Here is a 16,900-nt window from a genome sequence, read left to right as displayed (position 1 = left end):
AAGGAGTTGATATGGAATTGAATAACCTGAAGCCGGCCGCTGGCGCCAAGCACGCCAAGCGTCGCGTCGGCCGCGGCATCGGTTCGGGCCTCGGCAAGACGGCTGGCCGTGGTCACAAGGGTCAGAAATCGCGTTCGGGCGGCTTCCACAAGGTCGGCTTCGAAGGCGGTCAGATGCCGCTGCAACGTCGTCTGCCGAAGCGCGGCTTCACGTCGCTGACGAAGGAATTCGTCGGTGAAGTGCGTCTGGGCGACCTCGAGAAGCTGCCGGTCGATGAAATCGATCTGCTCGCACTGAAGCAAGCCGGCCTGGTCGGCGAGCTGACGAAGAGCGCGAAGATCATCGCCACGGGCGAACTGAAGCGCAAGATCGTCGTGAAGGGTCTCGGCGCCACGAAGAGTGCGCGCGCTGCGATCGAAGCGGCTGGCGGTTCGTTCGCCGAGTGACACGCGTAGCGCGTCGTCACTTGCATTCATCGGAGAAGGTACTTGGCTAACAGCCCGAGTCTTGCAAAACCCGGTCGAAGCACGGCGAAATTCGGCGATCTGCGCCGGCGAGCGATGTTCCTGCTCCTGGCGCTGATCGTCTATCGCATCGGCGCGCACATCCCCGTGCCGGGCATCGATCCGGATCAACTGGCGAAGCTGTTCCAGAGTCAGGCGGGCGGCATCCTGGGCATGTTCAACATGTTCTCGGGCGGCGCGCTGTCGCGTTTCACGATCTTCGCGCTGGGGATCATGCCGTACATCTCGGCGTCGATCATCATGCAGCTGCTGGCGATCGTGTCGCCGCAGCTTGAGGCGCTGAAGAAGGAAGGGCAGGCGGGGCAACGGAAGATCACGCAGTACACGCGGTATTTCACCGTGGTGCTCGCGACCTTCCAGGCGTTCGGTATCGCGGCTGCGCTGGAAAACCAGCCGGGCCTCGTGATCGACCCCGGCATGCTGTTCCGGCTGACGACGGTCGTGACGCTGGTCACCGGTACGATGTTCCTGATGTGGCTCGGCGAGCAGATCACCGAGCGCGGTCTGGGCAACGGTATCTCGATCATCATCTTCGGCGGGATTGCAGCAGGGTTCCCGAATGCCGTGGGCGGTCTGTTCGAGCTGGTGCGCACGGGTTCGATGAGCATCATTTCGGCGATCATCATCGTCGTTCTGATTGCCGCGGTGACTTACCTGGTCGTGTTCATCGAACGCGGTCAGCGCAAGATCCTCGTGAACTACGCGAAGCGTCAGGTCGGCAACAAGATCTACGGCGGGCAGTCGTCGCACCTGCCGCTGAAGCTGAACATGTCGGGTGTGATTCCGCCGATCTTCGCGTCGTCGATCATCCTGTTCCCGGCCACGATTCTCGGCTGGTTCAGCACGGGTCAGCCGTCGGGAAGCTGGATCTCCAACACGTTGCATAACGTCGCGGAGGCGCTGAAGCCGGGCCAGCCGGTCTATGTGCTGCTGTACACGCTGGCGATCGTGTTTTTCTGCTTCTTCTACACCGCACTGGTGTTCAACAGCAGGGAAACCGCGGACAACCTGAAGAAGAGCGGCGCGTTCGTGCCGGGCATCCGTCCGGGCGACCAGACCGCGCGATATATCGACCGCATCCTCACGCGTCTGACGCTGGCCGGTGCGATCTACATCGTCTTCGTGTGTCTGCTGCCGGAATTTCTGGTGCTGCGCTGGAACGTGCCGTTTTATTTTGGTGGAACGTCGCTGCTGATCATTGTCGTCGTCACGATGGACTTCATGGCGCAGGTGCAGTCGTACGTTATGTCGCAACAGTATGAGTCGCTGCTCAAGAAGGCCAACTTCAAGGGCGGCAACATCCCAATGCGTTAAAAGGACTATGGCCAAAGACGATGTAATCCAGATGCAGGGTGAGGTGATCGAAAACCTCCCGAATGCGACCTTCCGCGTGAAGCTGGAAAACGGCCATGTCGTGTTGGGGCATATCTCCGGAAAGATGCGGATGCACTACATCCGCATCCTGCCGGGCGACAAGGTGACGGTTGAATTGACGCCTTACGATCTGTCTCGTGCGCGGATCGTGTTCCGGGCGAAGTGATTTGGAAAAAAGGGTATTATCATGAAAGTGATGGCATCGGTTAAGCGCATTTGCCGCAATTGCAAGATCATCAAGCGCAAAGGCGTCGTTCGCGTGATCTGCAGCTCGGATCCGCGCCACAAGCAGCGCCAAGGCTGACCGCGCGTTTGTTTGCGCTTTTTGTTTGAGGAAAAACAATGGCTCGTATCGCAGGGGTTAACATCCCGAATCACCAGCATACCGAGATCGGCCTGACGGCAATCTTCGGTATCGGCCGCACCCGTTCGCGCAGCATCTGCGTGGCAGCTGGCGTCGATTTTTCGAAGAAGGTCAAGGATCTGACCGACGCAGACTTGGAAAAGCTGCGTGAAGAAGTGGGCAAGTTTGTCGTCGAAGGCGATCTGCGCCGTGAAGTGACGATGAACATCAAGCGCCTGATGGATCTCGGTTGCTACCGTGGCGTTCGTCATCGCAAGGGCCTGCCGATGCGCGGTCAGCGTACGCGTACGAACGCACGTACCCGCAAGGGTCCGCGTCGTGCAGCGCAAGCGCTGAAGAAGTAAGCGGAACTGACAGTTACAGGAAAACGTAATGGCTAAGGCTTCGAACACCGCGGCGCAACGCGTTCGCAAGAAGGTTAAGAAGAACGTCGCTGAAGGCGTGGTTCACGTTCACGCGTCGTTCAACAACACGATCATCACGATCACCGATCGCCAAGGCAACGCACTGGCATGGGCGACGTCGGGCGGTCAGGGCTTCAAGGGCTCGCGCAAATCGACGCCGTTCGCTGCTCAGGTCGCAGCCGAGTCGGCTGGCCGCGTCGCGATGGAATACGGCGTGAAGAATCTGGAAGTGCGGATCAAGGGCCCGGGCCCGGGTCGCGAGTCGGCAGTGCGCGCGCTGCACGGCCTCGGCATCAAGATCACCGCGATTTCGGACGTCACCCCGATTCCGCACAACGGCTGCCGTCCGCCGAAGCGTCGTCGTATCTAAGGATGTGCTGGCACGTTCGTGCTGGCGCATTGCCTGTCGCCGCGCCGCGTCGACGGGCGTTGCTTTTTTGATTGACTAAGCCCACCGTTCGCCCCAAAGGGAGCGGACTAGCGCGGATTCCGATCCGCGTGACCGATTGATAAAAGGAATGCAAAGTGGCACGTTATATCGGCCCTAAAGCCAAGCTGTCCCGCCGTGAAGGCACCGACCTGTTCCTGAAGAGCGCGCGTCGCTCGCTCGCCGACAAGTGCAAGCTCGACAGCAAGCCGGGTCAGCACGGCCGTACCTCGGGCGCACGTACGTCCGACTACGGCACGCAGCTGCGTGAAAAGCAAAAGGTCAAGCGTATCTACGGCGTGCTGGAGCGTCAGTTCCGCCGCTACTTCGCCGAAGCCGACCGCCGCAAGGGCAACACGGGTGAAAACCTGCTGCAACTGCTCGAATCGCGCCTCGACAACGTCGTGTATCGCATGGGCTTCGGCTCGACCCGCGCTGAAGCGCGTCAGCTCGTCAGCCACAAGTCGATCACGGTGAACGGCATCGTCGCGAACGTGCCGTCGCAGCAAGTGAAGGCAGGCGACGTCATCGCGATCCGCGAAAAGGCGAAGAAGCAGGCACGTATCATCGAAGCGCTGTCGCTGGCCGAGCAAGGCGGCATGCCGAGCTGGGTTGCAGTCGATGCGAAGAAGTTCGAAGGTACGTTCAAGCAAGTGCCGGAACGCGCCGACATCGGCGGCGACATCAACGAAAGCCTGATCGTCGAATTGTATTCGCGTTAATCCGATTGACGGCCGAGGTACCCCGATTGCGTGCAGCAAGGGGTGACCTCGGCTGTTTATTTTCAGGGTGTTACCGGTCAGCCTTATCGGTGTAACGAGCCGAGGGTATTGAAAAGGAAAACCTATGCAAACCAGTTTGTTGAAACCCAAGATCATCGCCGTGGAATCGCTGGGCGAGAACCATGCGAAGGTGGTCATGGAGCCGTTCGAGCGCGGCTACGGCCACACCTTGGGCAATGCGCTCCGTCGCGTGCTGCTGTCGTCGATGGTCGGTTACGCGCCGACGGAAGTCACGATCGCGGGCGTGGTGCACGAGTATTCGACGCTCGATGGTGTGCAAGAGGACGTCGTCAACCTGCTGCTGAACCTGAAGGGCGTGGTGTTCAAGCTGCACAACCGCGACGAAGTGACGGTGACCCTGCGCAAGGAAGGTGAGGGCGTCGTCACCGCCGGCGATATCGAGCTGGCGCACGATTGCGAAGTCATCAACCCGGATCACGTGATCGCGCATCTGTCGAAGGGCGGCAAGCTCGACGTGCAGATCAAGGTCGAGAAGGGTCGCGGCTACGTGCCGGGCAACGTCCGTCGCTATGGCGAAGACACGGCCAAGATCATCGGCCGCATCGTGCTCGACGCATCGTTCTCGCCGGTTCGCCGCGTGAGTTACGCGGTCGAAAGCGCGCGTGTCGAGCAGCGTACCGACCTCGACAAGCTCGTGATGAACATCGAAACGACCGGCGTGATCACGCCGGAAGAGGCGATCCGTCAATCGGCGCGCATCCTCGTCGACCAACTGTCCGTGTTCGCGGCGCTGGAAGGCACGGAAACCGCTGCCGAGGCACCGTCGCGCGCACCGCAGATCGATCCGATCCTGCTGCGTCCGGTGGACGATCTCGAGCTGACGGTCCGTTCCGCGAACTGCCTGAAGGCCGAGAACATCTACTATATCGGCGATCTGATCCAGCGCACGGAAAACGAGCTGCTGAAGACGCCGAACCTCGGTCGCAAGTCGCTGAACGAGATCAAGGAAGTGCTCGCATCGCGCGGCCTGACGCTGGGCATGAAGCTCGAGAACTGGCCGCCGGCTGGTCTCGACAAGTAAGCGCGGTAGTTGCTGAAGCTGGCAAAGATGCGGATTTTCCTTTAAAATCCGCATCTTGCTTTTTTTCATTACCGGCCCGTGCGCCCGTTCGGGGTGCGATAGAAGAGCTGGATCAAAACTTTGAATCAAGGAAACTGAAATGCGCCATCGTCATGGTCTGCGGAAACTGAACCGCACGAGCAGCCACCGTCTGGCTATGCTCCGCAACATGTCCAACTCGCTGATCGAGCACGAAGTCATCAAGACGACGCTGCCGAAGGCGAAGGAACTCCGTAAAGTCGTCGAGCCGCTGATCACGCTCGGCAAGAAGCCGTCGCTCGCGAACCGTCGCCTGGCGTTCAACCGCCTGCGCGATCGCGATTCGGTCGCGAAGCTGTTCGACGTGCTCGGTCCGCGTTTCGCGAACCGTCCGGGCGGCTACCTGCGTATCCTGAAGTTCGGCTTCCGCGTCGGCGACAACGCACCGATGGCACTGGTCGAACTGCTGGATCGTCCGGAAGTCGACGAAACGGAAAACGTGCAAGAAGCGGAATAAGCTTCGGTACGAAGCAGTAACCGAAAGGGCTGAGCGATTGCTTGGCCCTTTTTGTTTTTCGGGCGCCGGCTGCGATCGATTGTCGCAGCGTGCCGCCGGCAGCCGCGCTCGCGCTGCGCTACGATACGGGGCGACAAGCGTGGGCCGCGGCGTGCGGCGAGTTGCCGTCGCCGGATGCGCGCCGGCCCCGCGAGCGAATCAGGAGGGCGCGAATGGTGGTAGTACTGATGCTGACGACGGTGCCGGATGCCGCGACCGCCGCGACGCTGGCCGACGGTGCGCTCGGTGCGCGGCTTGCCGCGTGCGTGTCGGAACTCGGCGCGATCAAGTCGCGCTATCACTGGCAGGGCAAGGTCGAGACCGCCGACGAGATCCAGCTGCTGTTCAAGACGAGCGCCGTTCGCGCGCTCGAACTGGAGCGGTTTATCGTCGCGCATCATCCGTACGACACGCCCGAAATCCTGTCGTGGCAGGCGACCGCATCGGACGCCTACGGTCAGTGGGTGGCCGGCGAAACTCAACGTCTCTTTCATGTTTAACGGTATGGCGCTTCCCGTGCGCGCGCGTGCGCTGCAATTCCTCGCATTCCTGTTGTCGGTGCTGTGCATGCTGGGCGGCATGTCGATCGCACGCGCGGCCGACGATTTCCTCGATCCGGCGGTCGCGTTCAAGTTCAGCGCCAGCGAAGCGCCGGGGCAGGTCGACGTCCGCTTCAAGGTCGCGAACGGCTACTACCTCTACCGCGAGCGATTCGCGTTCGCGGTGAAAAGCGGCCAGGCGACGCTCGGCGAGCCGCAACTGCCCGCCGGCCATGTGAAGTTCGACCAGACCTTCGGAAAGAACGTCGAGACGTATCGCGGCGACGTCGTGATCCACGTGCCGGTGAAGCAGGCGGCCGGGCCGTTCGAGCTCGCCGTCACGTCGCAGGGCTGCGCGGACGAAGGCATCTGCTATCCGCCCGCCGAGCATGTCGTGAAGATCGACGGCGCCGCGCTCGGCACTGCGTCGAATGCGGCGGGCAATACGGCCGCGCAGGGCAGCTGGTTCGACAAGGTCACGAGCGCCGATTTCGCGCAGTCGCTGCTCGAAGGGCGGGGCTTCTTCACGATCGTCGCGTTGTACTTCGTCGCAGGCGTCGTGCTGAGCCTGCTGCCGTGTTCGTATCCGATGATCCCGATCGTGTCGGCGATCATCATCGGCCAGGGCACGCGGGCGACGCACGCACGCGGCTTCGCGCTGTCGCTCACGTACGTGGTCGGCATGGCGCTCGTCTATACGGTGCTCGGGATCGCCGCGGCGCTGATCGGCCAGAGCCTCGGTGCATGGCTGCAGAACCCGTGGGTGCTCGGCGCCTTCGCCGTGCTGCTGACCGCGTTCGCGGTATCGCTGATCTCCGGCAAGGACATCGCGTTGCCGCAGCGCTGGCAGAACGGTGCGGCCGAAGCGTCCGGCGCGCGTCAGGGCGGTCACTTCGCGGCGGTCGCGGCGATGGGCGCGCTGTCGGCGCTCGTCGTCGGCGCATGCATGACGGCGCCGCTGTTCGCGGTCCTCGCGTTCATCGCGCATACGGGCAACGCATGGCTCGGCGGCGCCGCGTTGTTCGCGATGGGGATGGGGCTCGGCGTGCCGCTGCTCGTCGTCGGCGTGGGTGCCGGTACGCTGCTGCCGCGCGCGGGCGCGTGGATGGACGGCGTGAAGGTGTTCTTCGGGATCGTGCTGCTCGCGGCCGCGCTGTGGATCGTATGGCCGGTGCTCGGCGGCGGATTGAAGATGATGCTGGCCGCGCTGTGGCTGCTCGTCGCCGCGGCGGCGCTCGGGCTGTTCACGCCGAATGCGGGTGCCGCCTCGATCTGGCGCCGGCTCGGACGCGGTCTGGGCGCGGCGCTCGCGATCTGGGCCGCGACGCTGCTCGTCGGCCTCGCCGCCGGTTCGACCGATTCGGTGAAGCCGCTCGCGGTGCTCGCGTCGCGCGCGGCGGCGACCGGCAACGATGCAGCGGCGGCCGCGGCGCACGAGGGTCCGGCATTCGCGTCAGTGCGCTCGAGCGGCGAGCTCGATGCGCTGCTGAAGAGTTCCGCGCAGCCGGTGATGCTCGACTTCTACGCCGACTGGTGCGTGAGCTGCAAGGAGATGGAGCACTTGACGTTTACCGACGCGCGCGTGCAGGCGCGGCTCGCGCAGCTGCATCTCGTGCGTGCGGACGTGACGGCCAACAATGCGGACGATCAGGCGCTGCTCAAGCGCTTCGGCCTGTTCGGGCCGCCGGGCATCATCTTCTTCGATCGCAACGGCAAGGAAATCGCGCGCGTGGTCGGCTATCAGGCCGCGGAGACGTTCCTGCGCAGCCTCGATCGCGCGGCCGTGCCGACCGTATAACGAACGAACCGCACGCCAGGCGATGTCGCCGCACGCGATCGGGCGCGCACAAAAAAACGGCGGAACACCGAAGTGTTCCGCCGTTTCGTTTTGCAGCCGCGCAGGGCGCGCCGATCAGCGTTGCGCTTTCAGCAGACGCGCGGCGTCGAGCGCAAAGTACGTGAGCACGCCGTCGGCGCCCGCGCGCTTGAACGCGAGCAGCGATTCGAGCACGACCTTGTCGTGGTCGAGCCAGCCGTTCATCGCGGCGGCCTTCAGCATCGCGTATTCGCCGCTCACCTGATAGACGTAAGTCGGGAAGCGGAATTCGTCCTTCACGCGGCGCACGATGTCGAGATACGGCATGCCGGGCTTGACCATCACCATGTCGGCGCCTTCGTCGATGTCGAGACGCACTTCGCGCAGCGCTTCGTCGGTGTTCGCGGGATCCATCTGGTAGGTCATCTTGTTGCCCTTGCCGAGATTGGACGCCGAGCCGACCGCATCGCGGAACGGGCCGTAGAACGCGGACGCGAACTTGGCCGAGTACGCCATGATGCGCGTATGGATATGCCCGTCGCTTTCGAGCATCTCGCGGATCGCGCCGATGCGCCCATCCATCATGTCCGACGGCGCGACGATGTCGACGCCGGCTTCGGCCTGCGCGCGCGCCTGCTCGATGAGGATCTCGATCGTGTCGTCGTTGATCACGTAGCCGTTCTCGTCGAGCACGCCGTCCTGGCCGTGGCTCGTGTACGGATCGAGTGCGACGTCGGTCAGCACGCCGAGTTCGGGGAAGCGCTTCTTCAGTTCACGCACCGCGCGCGGAATCAAGCCTTCGGGATTGCCCGCCTCGCGGCCGTCCGGCGTCTTCAGCGCGGGCTCGATCGCGGGGAACAGCGACAGCACCGGCACGCCGAGTTCGACGCATTGCTCGGCCACATGCATCAGCAGATCGACCGATACGCGCTCGACGCCGGGCATCGACGGCACGGGCTGCCGCTCGTTCGTGCCTTCGACGACGAACACGGGGTAGATCAGATCGTCGGTGGTCAGGCGGTTTTCGCGCATCAGGCGCCGGGAGAAATCGTCGCGGCGCATCCGGCGCGGACGATGAAGCGGATGGAAACTCATGACGAATTGGCAGAAATCAGGGCAATAAGACCTTACGGAACCCTTAGGTCATTTTCGGGGGCGTTGGTATATGATAGCGATCGGGCGACGCGCGATGCGCGGCGCTCCCCGCTTCTCCTCCCTGAGCGGGTGCCTGTCGTTTTTCGATTAGGCTGTTTGACCCGCCGTTCGACGGCGGGTTTTTTTATGAGCCGTCCGAATCGCAGGCGCTCTCAGGTGCGCGCGGCCGATCCCGCCGCGCGTTGCCGTTCATTGTGCTACAGGCTCGTTTTTTTCGTCGGCGACGGACGGCCGCACCCAGCTCTCGATCAACGCATGCGCTTCATCGAGGCCCGTGCGCTTGAGCGCCGAGAACAGCTGCACCGTCAGCTTGCCCTGGACACCCTGATCGCGATAGGCATCCAGCCCCTTTTGCGTGGTGCGCAGGGCGTTGATGCTTTCCTGCCGCGTCAATTTGTCGCACTTCGTCAGCAAGGTATGGATCGGCTTGCCGGTCGGCGCGAACCATTCGATCATCCGGCGATCGAGTTCGGTCAGCGGACGGCGCGAGTCCATCATGAGAATCAGCCCGCAGAGCTGCGAGCGCGTCGCGAGATAGGTGGACAGCAGCATCTCCCAGTGCGCCTTCGCGGCGCCGGGCACTTCGGCGTAGCCGTAGCCGGGCAGATCGACGAGATTCGCGACGGGTTCCGCGGCCGGCCCGACCGAGAAGTAGTTGATGTGCTGCGTGCGGCCGGGCGTTTTCGACGCGAATGCCAGCCGTTTCTGGTTGCACAGCACGTTGATCGCCGTCGACTTGCCGGCGTTCGAGCGGCCCGCGAATGCGACTTCCGGCTGCACCGTGGGCGGCAGATCGCGCAGGTGATTGACGGTCGTATAGAAGCGGGCTTGATGGAGCAGAAAGGCCATGGGAACCGGACGGACGGGCGGCGCGAGCCGCTTGGTGGAGGCGGGGTAGCCCCGATAGGCGCGGGGGCTTTCAGCGCGATATTGTACAATACGGCGGTTTTACCGAAGGCCCCGGGGCGCCTGCGTCGCACTTTTATGCGGCTTCTGCGGTAGACTGAACGCCGTCGTTTTTTGCAGAACCTCAAATTCCCACAAGACGAAACAGGGTGTGCGAATGAATCGACTGTGCAAGTCTCTGATGGTGCTTCAGGTTGCAGCAGGGTTCGTAGGTTTCGTAGCAGAGGCAAGCGCGGCGGATGCGGCCAAGCCGGATCTGGAGCGCGGCAAGGCGATCGCCGGGCAGGTATGCGCGTCGTGCCACGGCGCCGACGGCAACAGCGCCTCGGGCAATTTCCCGAAGCTTGCCGGTCAGCATCCCGAATATCTGGTCAAGCAGTTGAACGACTTCAAGGCGCAGCCGGGCGCGAAGGGGCCGGCGCGCAACAACGCGGTGATGGTCGGATTCGCCAGCGCGCTGAGTCCGGACGACATGCGCAACGTCGCCGCGTATTACGGATCGCAAGCGGCCAAGCCCGGCACCGCGCGCAACGCGGCCACCGTAGCGCTCGGCCAGAAGATCTATCGCGGCGGCATCGCGGACAAGGGCGTGCCCGCCTGCGCGAGCTGCCACGGGCCGACCGGGCAAGGCATTCCGGTTCAGTATCCGCGTCTGTCGGGGCAATGGGCCGACTACACGGTGGCCCAGTTGACCGCGTTCCAGCAGGGTGCCGGCGCGCGGAACAACAACGAGGCGATGCATCAGATCGCATCGCGTCTGTCGGACAGCGAGATCAAGGCCGTCGCGGATTACATCGCCGGCCTGCATTGAGCGGTTCGATGCGAACGGAGTGACCGGGCGTCCGAAGGGCGGCCGGAGTCAGAACAAGAAAAGGGTGGGGCGCCGCGTCGTTGCGGCCGCCTTGCCCTTTTTTGTTGTCAGTCGGAGTTTGAATGAGCGTTACCACGTCGGGGTTGCAGTCGAAGTCGGGTCATGGTGCGTCGAAACGCGCGGTCGAGCTGCTCAGCTCGATGCGCTTCGCGATCGCGCTGCTGGTCGTGCTGTCGATCGCGAGCATCATCGGCACCGTCCTCACCCAGGACGATCCTTATCCGAACTACGTGAACCAGTTCGGCCCGTTCTGGGCCGACATCTTCCGCGCGCTCGGCCTGTACAACGTGTACAGCGCATGGTGGTTCATGCTGATCCTGATCTTCCTCGTCGTGTCGATCTCGCTGTGCGTGATCCGCAATGCGCCGAAGATGCTCGCCGACGCGAAAAGCTGGAAGGACAAGGTCCGTGAAGGCAGCCTGCGTGCGTTCCATCACAAGGCCGAGTATTCGGCGAGCGGCACGCGTGCGGCCGCGGCGGCGGCGCTCGCCGCGTTCGTCGCGAAGGCCGGCTACAAGCACGTCGTGCGCGAAACCGACGGCGCGACGCTGATCTCCGCGAAGCGCGGCGCGATGACGAAGTGGGGCTACATCTCCGCGCACCTCGCGATCGTCGTGATCTGTATCGGCGGCTTGCTCGACAGCAATCTGCCCATCAAATTCCAGATGTGGATGTTCGGCAAGAGCCCCGTCAACACGAGCGCGACGATCAGCGAGATTTCGGCCGATCACCGGCTGTCCGCATCGAACCCGACGTTCCGCGGCTACGCCTGGGTGCCCGAGGGCCAGTTCGTGTCGACCGCGATCCTGAACCAGCCGAGCGGCTCGCTGATCCAGGATCTGCCGTTCTCGATCCAGCTGAACAAGTTCATCGTCGACTACTACTCGACCGGCATGCCGAAGCTGTTCGCGAGCGACATCGTCGTGATCGATCGCGAGACGGGCCGCAAGATTCCGGCGCGCGTGGAGGTCAACAAGCCGTTCACGTACAAGGGCGTGTCGATCTATCAGTCGAGCTTCCAGGACGGCGGCTCGCAGATGCAGATGACGGCCTATCCGATGACGGGCGGCAGCGCGAAGCCGTTCGCGGTGCAGGGCACGATCGGCAGCTCGACGCCGCTGCAGATGCCCGGCGTCGACGGCGACACGATCGAGTTCGCCGATTTCCGCGCGATCAACGTCGAGAACATGGCGGACGCGAACGGCAAGCCGGACGTGCGCGGCGTCGCGAAGACCGCATCGCTGAAGGAGGCGTTCGACGAGCGGCTCGGCTCGGGCGCGAAGACGTCGAAGCCGATGCAGCTCCACAACATCGGGCCGTCGGTGCAGTACAAGATCCGCGGCAAGGACGGTCAGGCGCGCGAATTCAACAACTACATGCTGCCCGTCGACATGAGCGGCGAGCGCGTGTTCCTCGCGGGCGTGCGCTCGAGCCCGAACGATCCGTTCCGCTACATGCGCATTCCGGCCGACAGCCAGGATTCGATCGGCGAATGGATGCGTCTGCGCGCGGCGCTCGAGGATCCGGCCGTGCGCGCGGAAGCGGCCGCGCGCTTCGCGCAGCGTTCGCTGCCGGGCACGGACGCGCCGCTGCGCGCGCGCCTGCAGGACAGCGCGCAGAAGGTGCTGACCCTTTTCGCGGCGAGCGACGACAGCGTCGGCCGCGGCGCGGACGGCCAGCCGATCGGCGGCTTCCAGGCCGTCGCGACGTTCATCGACCGTTCGGTGCCGAAGGCCGAGCAGGAGAAGGCCGCGAACCTGATGCTGCGCATGCTCGAAGGCTCGATGTGGGAGGTCTGGCAGATCGCGCGCGAGCGCGCCGGCGAGCCGGCCGCGCAGCAGGGCAACGACACGCTCCGCTTCGTGCAGAACGCGCTCAACGCGCTGTCCGACAGCTTTTTGTATGGCGCGCCCGTCTATCTGCAGCTCGACTCCTTCAAGCAGGTGCAAGCTTCGGTATTTCAGCTGACGCGCGCACCCGGCAAGAATCTGGTGTATCTTGGCAGCCTGCTGTTGGTCGCCGGCATCTTCGCGATGTTCTATGTGCGCGAGCGGCGTCTGTGGTTCTGGCTGAAGGACGCCGGCTCCGGCGTCGACGTGGTGATGGCGATGTCCACGGCCCGCAAGACCTTCGATTTCGAGAAAGAATTCGTGCAGACGCGCGATGCGGCGGGCGCCGCGTTGCACGCCGCACCGCGCGATGCCGCGCCGGCCGGTGCCGCTTCAGCCGCGCGTCCGCCCGTCGGCGGCGATTCCGATTCCGAGAATTCCACCCGGTAACATCATGGATCTCACTCAAGTCTCCTCTTCCCGTCCGGCGCCGGCCAAGGCGCCGGCTCCGGCCGCGTCGTTCGACGACCGTCCGTTCCTCGCGCGCCTGTCGCCGCTCGACTGGCTGTTCGCGCTGGCGCTTGTCGTGGGCGCGGGCTATGCGCTCGTGCACTACAACGCGCACATGGATTACTACGACAAGGCCGTGCTGATCGGCACCGTGCCGGCGCTCGTCGCGCTCGGCTGGCGGTGGAAGCCGGCGCGGCTGATGATGGCGTCGATCGCCGTGCTGTCGCTGCTGTCGATCCAGATTTATCAGGGCGATCTCGCGCGCGCCGATTCAGCGTTCTTCCTCAAGTACTTCCTGTCGAGCCAGTCGGCGATCCTGTGGATGAGCGCGCTGTTCGTGCTCGCGACGCTGTTCTACTGGATCGGCCTGCTCGCGCGCTCGGCGTCGGGGTCGGCGATCGGCCAGAAGCTTACGTGGGTCGCGGTGCTGATGGGCTTCACGGGCCTGATGGTGCGCTGGTACGAGTCCTACCTGATCGGCGCCGACGTCGGACATATCCCCGTGTCGAACCTGTACGAAGTATTCGTGCTGTTCAGCCTGATCACCGCGCTGCTCTATCTCTATTACGAAGGCCACTACGGCACGCGTGCGCTCGGTGCGTTCGTGCTGCTGGTCATCAGCGCGGCGGTCGGCTTCCTGATGTGGTACTCGGTCGCGCGCGATGCGCAGCAGATCCAGCCGCTGGTGCCGGCGCTGCAGAGCTGGTGGATGAAGATCCACGTGCCGGCGAACTTCATCGGCTATGGCAGCTTCGCGCTGTCGGCCATGGTGTCGGTCGCCTATCTGATGAAGGAGCGCGGCGTGCTCGCCGATCGTCTGCCGACGCTCGAGGTGCTCGACGACGTGATGTACAAGTCGATCGCGGTCGGCTTCGCGTTCTTCACGATCGCGACGATCCTCGGCGCGCTGTGGGCGGCCGAAGCCTGGGGCGGCTACTGGAGCTGGGATCCGAAAGAAACCTGGGCGCTGATCGTGTGGCTGAACTACGCGGCGTGGCTGCACATGCGGTTGATGAAGGGGCTGCGCGGCGCGGTGGCTGCGTGGTGGGCGCTCACGGGCCTGCTCGTGACGACGTTCGCGTTCCTCGGCGTCAACATGTTCCTGTCCGGGCTGCATAGCTACGGCAAGCTGTAAGGGTTTCGACGCTCGTCAGACAAAAGACCGCCGGCGCACCGCGTGCCCGGCGGTTTTCTTTTGTAATGCGCGCGCGCAGCGCGTGCAGAACGGCGCCCGGCGGCGCCGGTCGAATGCGGATGAGGCGTGCGCCAGCGCGCGCAAAGGAGCAGCACGATGTGGATCAAACGTTCTTTCCGTCACCTGCTGACGGGCGACGATATCGCGCGCAGCGAGATCACGCCGCGCGCGCTGTTCGAGCATCGCCGGCGCGTGCTGCAGGCCGCCGGCGCCGCGGCGGCGGGCGGGCTGCTCGGCGGCAGCGGCGCGGCGTTCGCCGCGTACGCGTCGCCCGACGCGCGTGCGGCCAAGCTCGCGGCGAAAACGAACGCGAAGTTCGTCGCGGCCGACAAGGTCACGCCGTTCAAGGACATCACCTCCTACAACAACTTCTACGAATTCGGCACCGACAAGGGCGATCCCGCGCAGAACGCCGGCACGCTACGGCCGCGTCCGTGGCGCGTGAGCGTCGAGGGCGACGTGCTGCATCCGAAGGTGTTCGACATCGACGAGCTGCTGAAGCTCGCGCCGCTCGAGGAGCGCGTGTACCGGCTGCGCTGCGTCGAAGGATGGTCGATGGTGATTCCGTGGATCGGCGTGCCGCTGTCGGAGCTGATCAAGCGCGTGCAGCCGACCGGCAACGCGAAATATGTGCAGTTCGTCACGCTTGCCGATCCGTCGCAGATGCCGGGGCTGTCGACGCCGGTGCTCGACTGGCCGTACTCGGAAGGGCTGCGGATGGACGAGGCGATGCATCCGCTGACGCTGCTGACGATGGGCGTCTACGGCCAGGTGCTGCCGAACCAGAACGGCGCGCCGGTGCGCGTCGTCGTGCCGTGGAAGTACGGCTTCAAGAGCGCGAAATCGCTCGTGAAGATCCGCTTCGTCGACAAGCAGCCGAAGACGAGCTGGAACACGTACGCGCCGAACGAATACGGGTTCTATTCGAACGTCAATCCGGACGTCGACCATCCGCGCTGGAGTCAGGCGACCGAGCGTCGTATCGGCGAAGACGGCTTTTTCACGCCGAAGCGCAAGACGCTGATGTTCAACGGCTACGGCGATCTTGTCGCGTCGATGTATCAGGGCATGGACCTGAAGAAGAACTTCTGAGTGCACGGGTGCGACAGGACATGACGCCGACACCTCTTTCGTCTTCGCATACCGCGCGCTCGCGCGTGGCGTCCGGCGCCGCGCGTACGGCCGTGCCGCGCTGGCTCGCTGCGGCCAAGGTACTGGTTTTCGCGGCAGGCCTTTATCCGCTTGCGCGGCTCGTGCTGTTCGGGATGACGGACCGCCTCGGCGCGAATCCGATCGAATTCGTCACGCGCTCGACGGGCCTGTGGACGCTCGTGATGCTCTGCGTGACGCTCGCGATCACGCCGCTGCGGCGCGTGACGGGCGTGACTGCGCTGCTGCGCTTTCGCCGGATGATCGGCCTGTTCGCGTTCTTCTACGCGACGCTGCACTTCGCCACCTACTTGTGGTTCGACAAGTGGTTCGATGTGGCGGCGATTCTGAAGGACGTCGGCAAGCGGCCGTTCATCACGGTCGGCTTCGCCGCGTTCGTGCTGCTGATCCCGCTTGCGGCGACGTCGCCGCGCGCGATGGTGCGCCGGCTCGGCCGGCACTGGGCGACGCTGCACCGTGCGATTTATGCGATCGCTGCGTGCGCGGTGCTGCACTTCTGGTGGATGCGGGCCGGCAAGCACGATCTCGCGCAGCCGAAACTCTATGCGGCGATCGTCGCGGCGCTGCTCGGCTGGCGGCTGATTGCGTGGGCCGTGCGGCGCTTGCATGCGGCGCGCGATGCGCAGAAAGACGAAAGGCGATGACGGAACGTCATCGCCTTCTGTAGCGAGCGCGCCGCGCAGACGCTTTTATTGCACGGACGTGCCCGAAGCGGCGGCGGGCGCTTTCGCGGTGCCGTCGGACAGCTCCGGCGACAGCGTCAGCGGTGTGCCGGACGAGTCGGGCGTGTCGGACGCGTTTTCGTCGGTCGGTGCGACGTCCGACGGCGGCGTGTCTTGCTGCTGGATCGGCTTCTGCGGCAGCGGCGGCACGGTAGGCAGATAGAGCGGGCCGCGTTGGCCGCAGCCGGCAAGAATCGCCAAAGCCGCTACAATCGCGCTCATCCGGAAAACGACTCGCATGATCGTCCCTGAACAATTGAACCGATAGAGTTTAGCATGTCCGATACCGAATACCTGACCCGTGCCGAGGCCGTGCTGGCGGCCGTCGAGCGTACCGTCGACGCCGCGAACGACGGCGATCACGACATCGATCTGGAACGCAACGGCAGCGTTCTGACGCTCACCTTCGAGAACGGCTCGAAGATCATCGTGAATCTGCAGCCGCCGATGAAGGAAGTGTGGATCGCCGCAAAGGCGGGTGGTTTCCACTATCGCTACGTCGACGGCGCATGGCGCGATACGCGCACCGGCACCGAATTCTTCGCCGCGCTGAGCGAGTACGCGACGCAGCAGGCCGGGCTGCCGATCACGTTCACCGCGTGACGCGGTAGGCGCCGGCGCCGCCGGTGCGTGCGTGCATCGCCGGATAAGAAAAAAGCGCCCCGCGGGGCGCTTTTCTCATGCCGGGGCCGCCGA

Annotated in this window: 20 protein-coding genes; 17 read left to right on the top strand and 3 right to left on the bottom strand. The window is 64.2% G+C overall.

Annotated features, from left to right (window positions below; genetic code table 11):
- Positions 1 to 11 precede the first annotated feature (11 nt).
- The 11 genes from rplO (at position 12) to dsbD (ending at position 7,828) form a co-directional block, all read left to right on the top strand.
- Positions 12 to 446, top strand: a complete 435-nt coding sequence (gene rplO / locus BCR55_RS06315; protein WP_006400643.1) for a 50S ribosomal protein L15 — start codon at positions 12 to 14, stop codon at positions 444 to 446.
- Between the two features lie 42 nt (positions 447 to 488).
- Positions 489 to 1,838 carry a preprotein translocase subunit SecY gene (gene secY / locus BCR55_RS06310; protein WP_006400642.1) on the top strand — a complete coding sequence of 450 codons (1,350 nt, stop codon included), beginning with the start codon at positions 489 to 491 and terminating at the stop codon, positions 1,836 to 1,838.
- Between the two features lie 7 nt (positions 1,839 to 1,845).
- Positions 1,846 to 2,064, top strand: coding sequence for a translation initiation factor IF-1 (gene infA, locus BCR55_RS06305; protein WP_004521905.1), 219 nt, complete (start codon positions 1,846 to 1,848; stop codon positions 2,062 to 2,064).
- A 21-nt stretch (positions 2,065 to 2,085) separates the two neighbouring features.
- Positions 2,086 to 2,202, top strand: a complete 117-nt coding sequence (rpmJ, locus tag BCR55_RS06300) for a 50S ribosomal protein L36 (protein WP_004199844.1) — start codon at positions 2,086 to 2,088, stop codon at positions 2,200 to 2,202.
- A 38-nt stretch (positions 2,203 to 2,240) separates the two neighbouring features.
- Positions 2,241 to 2,606 carry a 30S ribosomal protein S13 gene (rpsM, locus tag BCR55_RS06295; protein WP_006400641.1) on the top strand — a complete coding sequence of 122 codons (366 nt, stop codon included), beginning with the start codon at positions 2,241 to 2,243 and terminating at the stop codon, positions 2,604 to 2,606.
- A gap of 28 nt (positions 2,607 to 2,634) precedes the next feature.
- The gene (gene rpsK, locus BCR55_RS06290) at positions 2,635 to 3,036 is read left to right on the top strand and encodes a 30S ribosomal protein S11 (protein ID WP_004197937.1); all 402 of its coding nucleotides are present in this window, start codon (positions 2,635 to 2,637) and stop codon (positions 3,034 to 3,036) included.
- 155 nt (positions 3,037 to 3,191) lie between these two features.
- A complete protein-coding gene (rpsD, locus tag BCR55_RS06285) occupies positions 3,192 to 3,815 on the top strand; it encodes a 30S ribosomal protein S4 (RefSeq protein WP_006400640.1) in 624 nt (207 codons plus the stop codon).
- Between the two features lie 124 nt (positions 3,816 to 3,939).
- Positions 3,940 to 4,917, top strand: a complete 978-nt coding sequence (gene rpoA / locus BCR55_RS06280; protein ID WP_006400639.1) for a DNA-directed RNA polymerase subunit alpha — start codon at positions 3,940 to 3,942, stop codon at positions 4,915 to 4,917.
- Between the two features lie 139 nt (positions 4,918 to 5,056).
- Positions 5,057 to 5,452 (top strand): 50S ribosomal protein L17, encoded by a 396-nt coding sequence (gene rplQ / locus BCR55_RS06275; protein WP_006400638.1) that lies wholly within the window; start codon positions 5,057 to 5,059, stop codon positions 5,450 to 5,452.
- A 212-nt stretch (positions 5,453 to 5,664) separates the two neighbouring features.
- On the top strand, positions 5,665 to 5,991 hold the full coding sequence (gene cutA, locus BCR55_RS06270; RefSeq protein ID WP_006400637.1) for a divalent-cation tolerance protein CutA: 327 nt from the start codon (positions 5,665 to 5,667) through the stop codon (positions 5,989 to 5,991).
- Entirely contained in the window at positions 5,984 to 7,828 is a 1,845-nt protein-coding gene (gene dsbD / locus BCR55_RS06265; RefSeq protein ID WP_065494348.1) for a protein-disulfide reductase DsbD, read from the top strand. Before cutA ends, dsbD begins: the two co-directional genes overlap by 8 nt.
- A 114-nt stretch (positions 7,829 to 7,942) precedes the next feature.
- On the opposite strand, the gene hemB is transcribed toward dsbD, so the two are convergent.
- Together hemB and yihA are read right to left on the bottom strand one after the other, a co-directional pair.
- Positions 7,943 to 8,941: a porphobilinogen synthase gene (hemB, locus tag BCR55_RS06260; RefSeq protein ID WP_006407017.1), complete on the bottom strand. Its 999-nt coding sequence runs from the start codon at positions 8,939 to 8,941 to the stop codon at positions 7,943 to 7,945.
- A gap of 249 nt (positions 8,942 to 9,190) precedes the next feature.
- Positions 9,191 to 9,850: a ribosome biogenesis GTP-binding protein YihA/YsxC gene (yihA, locus tag BCR55_RS06255; RefSeq protein ID WP_006407016.1), complete on the bottom strand. Its 660-nt coding sequence runs from the start codon at positions 9,848 to 9,850 to the stop codon at positions 9,191 to 9,193.
- A 214-nt stretch (positions 9,851 to 10,064) separates the two neighbouring features.
- Between yihA and BCR55_RS06250 the strand changes: the two genes are divergently transcribed.
- The 5 genes from BCR55_RS06250 to msrQ all read left to right on the top strand — a co-directional run bounded on the left by BCR55_RS06250 (position 10,065) and on the right by msrQ (position 16,126).
- Complete coding sequence (locus BCR55_RS06250) at positions 10,065 to 10,718, top strand: cytochrome c (RefSeq protein WP_012212561.1); 654 nt, start codon at positions 10,065 to 10,067, stop codon at positions 10,716 to 10,718.
- 122 nt (positions 10,719 to 10,840) lie between these two features.
- Positions 10,841 to 13,057, top strand: a complete 2,217-nt coding sequence (locus BCR55_RS06245) for a cytochrome c biogenesis protein ResB (RefSeq protein WP_065494347.1) — start codon at positions 10,841 to 10,843, stop codon at positions 13,055 to 13,057.
- A 4-nt stretch (positions 13,058 to 13,061) separates the two neighbouring features.
- Entirely contained in the window at positions 13,062 to 14,252 is a 1,191-nt protein-coding gene (gene ccsB, locus BCR55_RS06240; RefSeq protein ID WP_006407014.1) for a c-type cytochrome biogenesis protein CcsB, read from the top strand.
- 156 nt (positions 14,253 to 14,408) lie between these two features.
- Positions 14,409 to 15,404 carry a protein-methionine-sulfoxide reductase catalytic subunit MsrP gene (msrP, locus tag BCR55_RS06235; RefSeq protein WP_065494346.1) on the top strand — a complete coding sequence of 332 codons (996 nt, stop codon included), beginning with the start codon at positions 14,409 to 14,411 and terminating at the stop codon, positions 15,402 to 15,404.
- A 20-nt stretch (positions 15,405 to 15,424) separates the two neighbouring features.
- The gene (gene msrQ, locus BCR55_RS06230; protein WP_065494345.1) at positions 15,425 to 16,126 is read left to right on the top strand and encodes a protein-methionine-sulfoxide reductase heme-binding subunit MsrQ; all 702 of its coding nucleotides are present in this window, start codon (positions 15,425 to 15,427) and stop codon (positions 16,124 to 16,126) included.
- A gap of 45 nt (positions 16,127 to 16,171) precedes the next feature.
- On the opposite strand, the gene BCR55_RS06225 is transcribed toward msrQ, so the two are convergent.
- Positions 16,172 to 16,444: a lipoprotein gene (locus tag BCR55_RS06225; RefSeq protein ID WP_012212565.1), complete on the bottom strand. Its 273-nt coding sequence runs from the start codon at positions 16,442 to 16,444 to the stop codon at positions 16,172 to 16,174.
- A 36-nt stretch (positions 16,445 to 16,480) separates the two neighbouring features.
- Here BCR55_RS06225 and cyaY point away from each other — a divergent pair, with 36 nt between their 5' ends.
- Positions 16,481 to 16,807 carry an iron donor protein CyaY gene (gene cyaY, locus BCR55_RS06220; protein WP_006400626.1) on the top strand — a complete coding sequence of 109 codons (327 nt, stop codon included), beginning with the start codon at positions 16,481 to 16,483 and terminating at the stop codon, positions 16,805 to 16,807.
- The last annotated feature ends 93 nt before the right edge of the window (positions 16,808 to 16,900 follow it).

The sequence above is a fragment of the Burkholderia sp. CCA53 genome (genome assembly GCF_001685525.1).
Lineage (GTDB): Bacteria > Pseudomonadota > Gammaproteobacteria > Burkholderiales > Burkholderiaceae > Burkholderia > Burkholderia multivorans.
The sequence above is the reverse complement of the archived record's forward strand: the minus strand, read 5'-3'. Positions and strand labels throughout refer to the sequence as shown.

Excerpts from the sequence above, each read along its gene's own strand:
- BCR55_RS06245 (WP_065494347.1), top strand. The coding sequence starts at position 10,841 with ATGAGCGTTACCACGTCGGGGTTGCAGTCGAAGTCGGGTCATGGTGCG.
- dsbD (WP_065494348.1), top strand. The coding sequence starts at position 5,984 with ATGTTTAACGGTATGGCGCTTCCCGTGCGCGCGCGTGCGCTGCAATTC.
- cyaY (WP_006400626.1), top strand. The coding sequence starts at position 16,481 with ATGTCCGATACCGAATACCTGACCCGTGCCGAGGCCGTGCTGGCGGCC.
- infA (WP_004521905.1), top strand. The coding sequence starts at position 1,846 with ATGGCCAAAGACGATGTAATCCAGATGCAGGGTGAGGTGATCGAAAAC.
- rplO (WP_006400643.1), top strand. The coding sequence starts at position 12 with ATGGAATTGAATAACCTGAAGCCGGCCGCTGGCGCCAAGCACGCCAAG.
- BCR55_RS06250 (WP_012212561.1), top strand. The coding sequence starts at position 10,065 with ATGAATCGACTGTGCAAGTCTCTGATGGTGCTTCAGGTTGCAGCAGGG.
- msrP (WP_065494346.1), top strand. The coding sequence starts at position 14,409 with ATGTGGATCAAACGTTCTTTCCGTCACCTGCTGACGGGCGACGATATC.
- rplQ (WP_006400638.1), top strand. The coding sequence starts at position 5,057 with ATGCGCCATCGTCATGGTCTGCGGAAACTGAACCGCACGAGCAGCCAC.
- cutA (WP_006400637.1), top strand. The coding sequence starts at position 5,665 with ATGGTGGTAGTACTGATGCTGACGACGGTGCCGGATGCCGCGACCGCC.
- rpsM (WP_006400641.1), top strand. The coding sequence starts at position 2,241 with ATGGCTCGTATCGCAGGGGTTAACATCCCGAATCACCAGCATACCGAG.
- rpsK (WP_004197937.1), top strand. The coding sequence starts at position 2,635 with ATGGCTAAGGCTTCGAACACCGCGGCGCAACGCGTTCGCAAGAAGGTT.
- BCR55_RS06225 (WP_012212565.1), bottom strand. The coding sequence starts at position 16,444 with ATGCGAGTCGTTTTCCGGATGAGCGCGATTGTAGCGGCTTTGGCGATT.
- yihA (WP_006407016.1), bottom strand. The coding sequence starts at position 9,850 with ATGGCCTTTCTGCTCCATCAAGCCCGCTTCTATACGACCGTCAATCAC.
- rpoA (WP_006400639.1), top strand. The coding sequence starts at position 3,940 with ATGCAAACCAGTTTGTTGAAACCCAAGATCATCGCCGTGGAATCGCTG.
- msrQ (WP_065494345.1), top strand. The coding sequence starts at position 15,425 with ATGACGCCGACACCTCTTTCGTCTTCGCATACCGCGCGCTCGCGCGTG.
- hemB (WP_006407017.1), bottom strand. The coding sequence starts at position 8,941 with ATGAGTTTCCATCCGCTTCATCGTCCGCGCCGGATGCGCCGCGACGAT.
- ccsB (WP_006407014.1), top strand. The coding sequence starts at position 13,062 with ATGGATCTCACTCAAGTCTCCTCTTCCCGTCCGGCGCCGGCCAAGGCG.
- rpmJ (WP_004199844.1), top strand. The coding sequence starts at position 2,086 with ATGAAAGTGATGGCATCGGTTAAGCGCATTTGCCGCAATTGCAAGATC.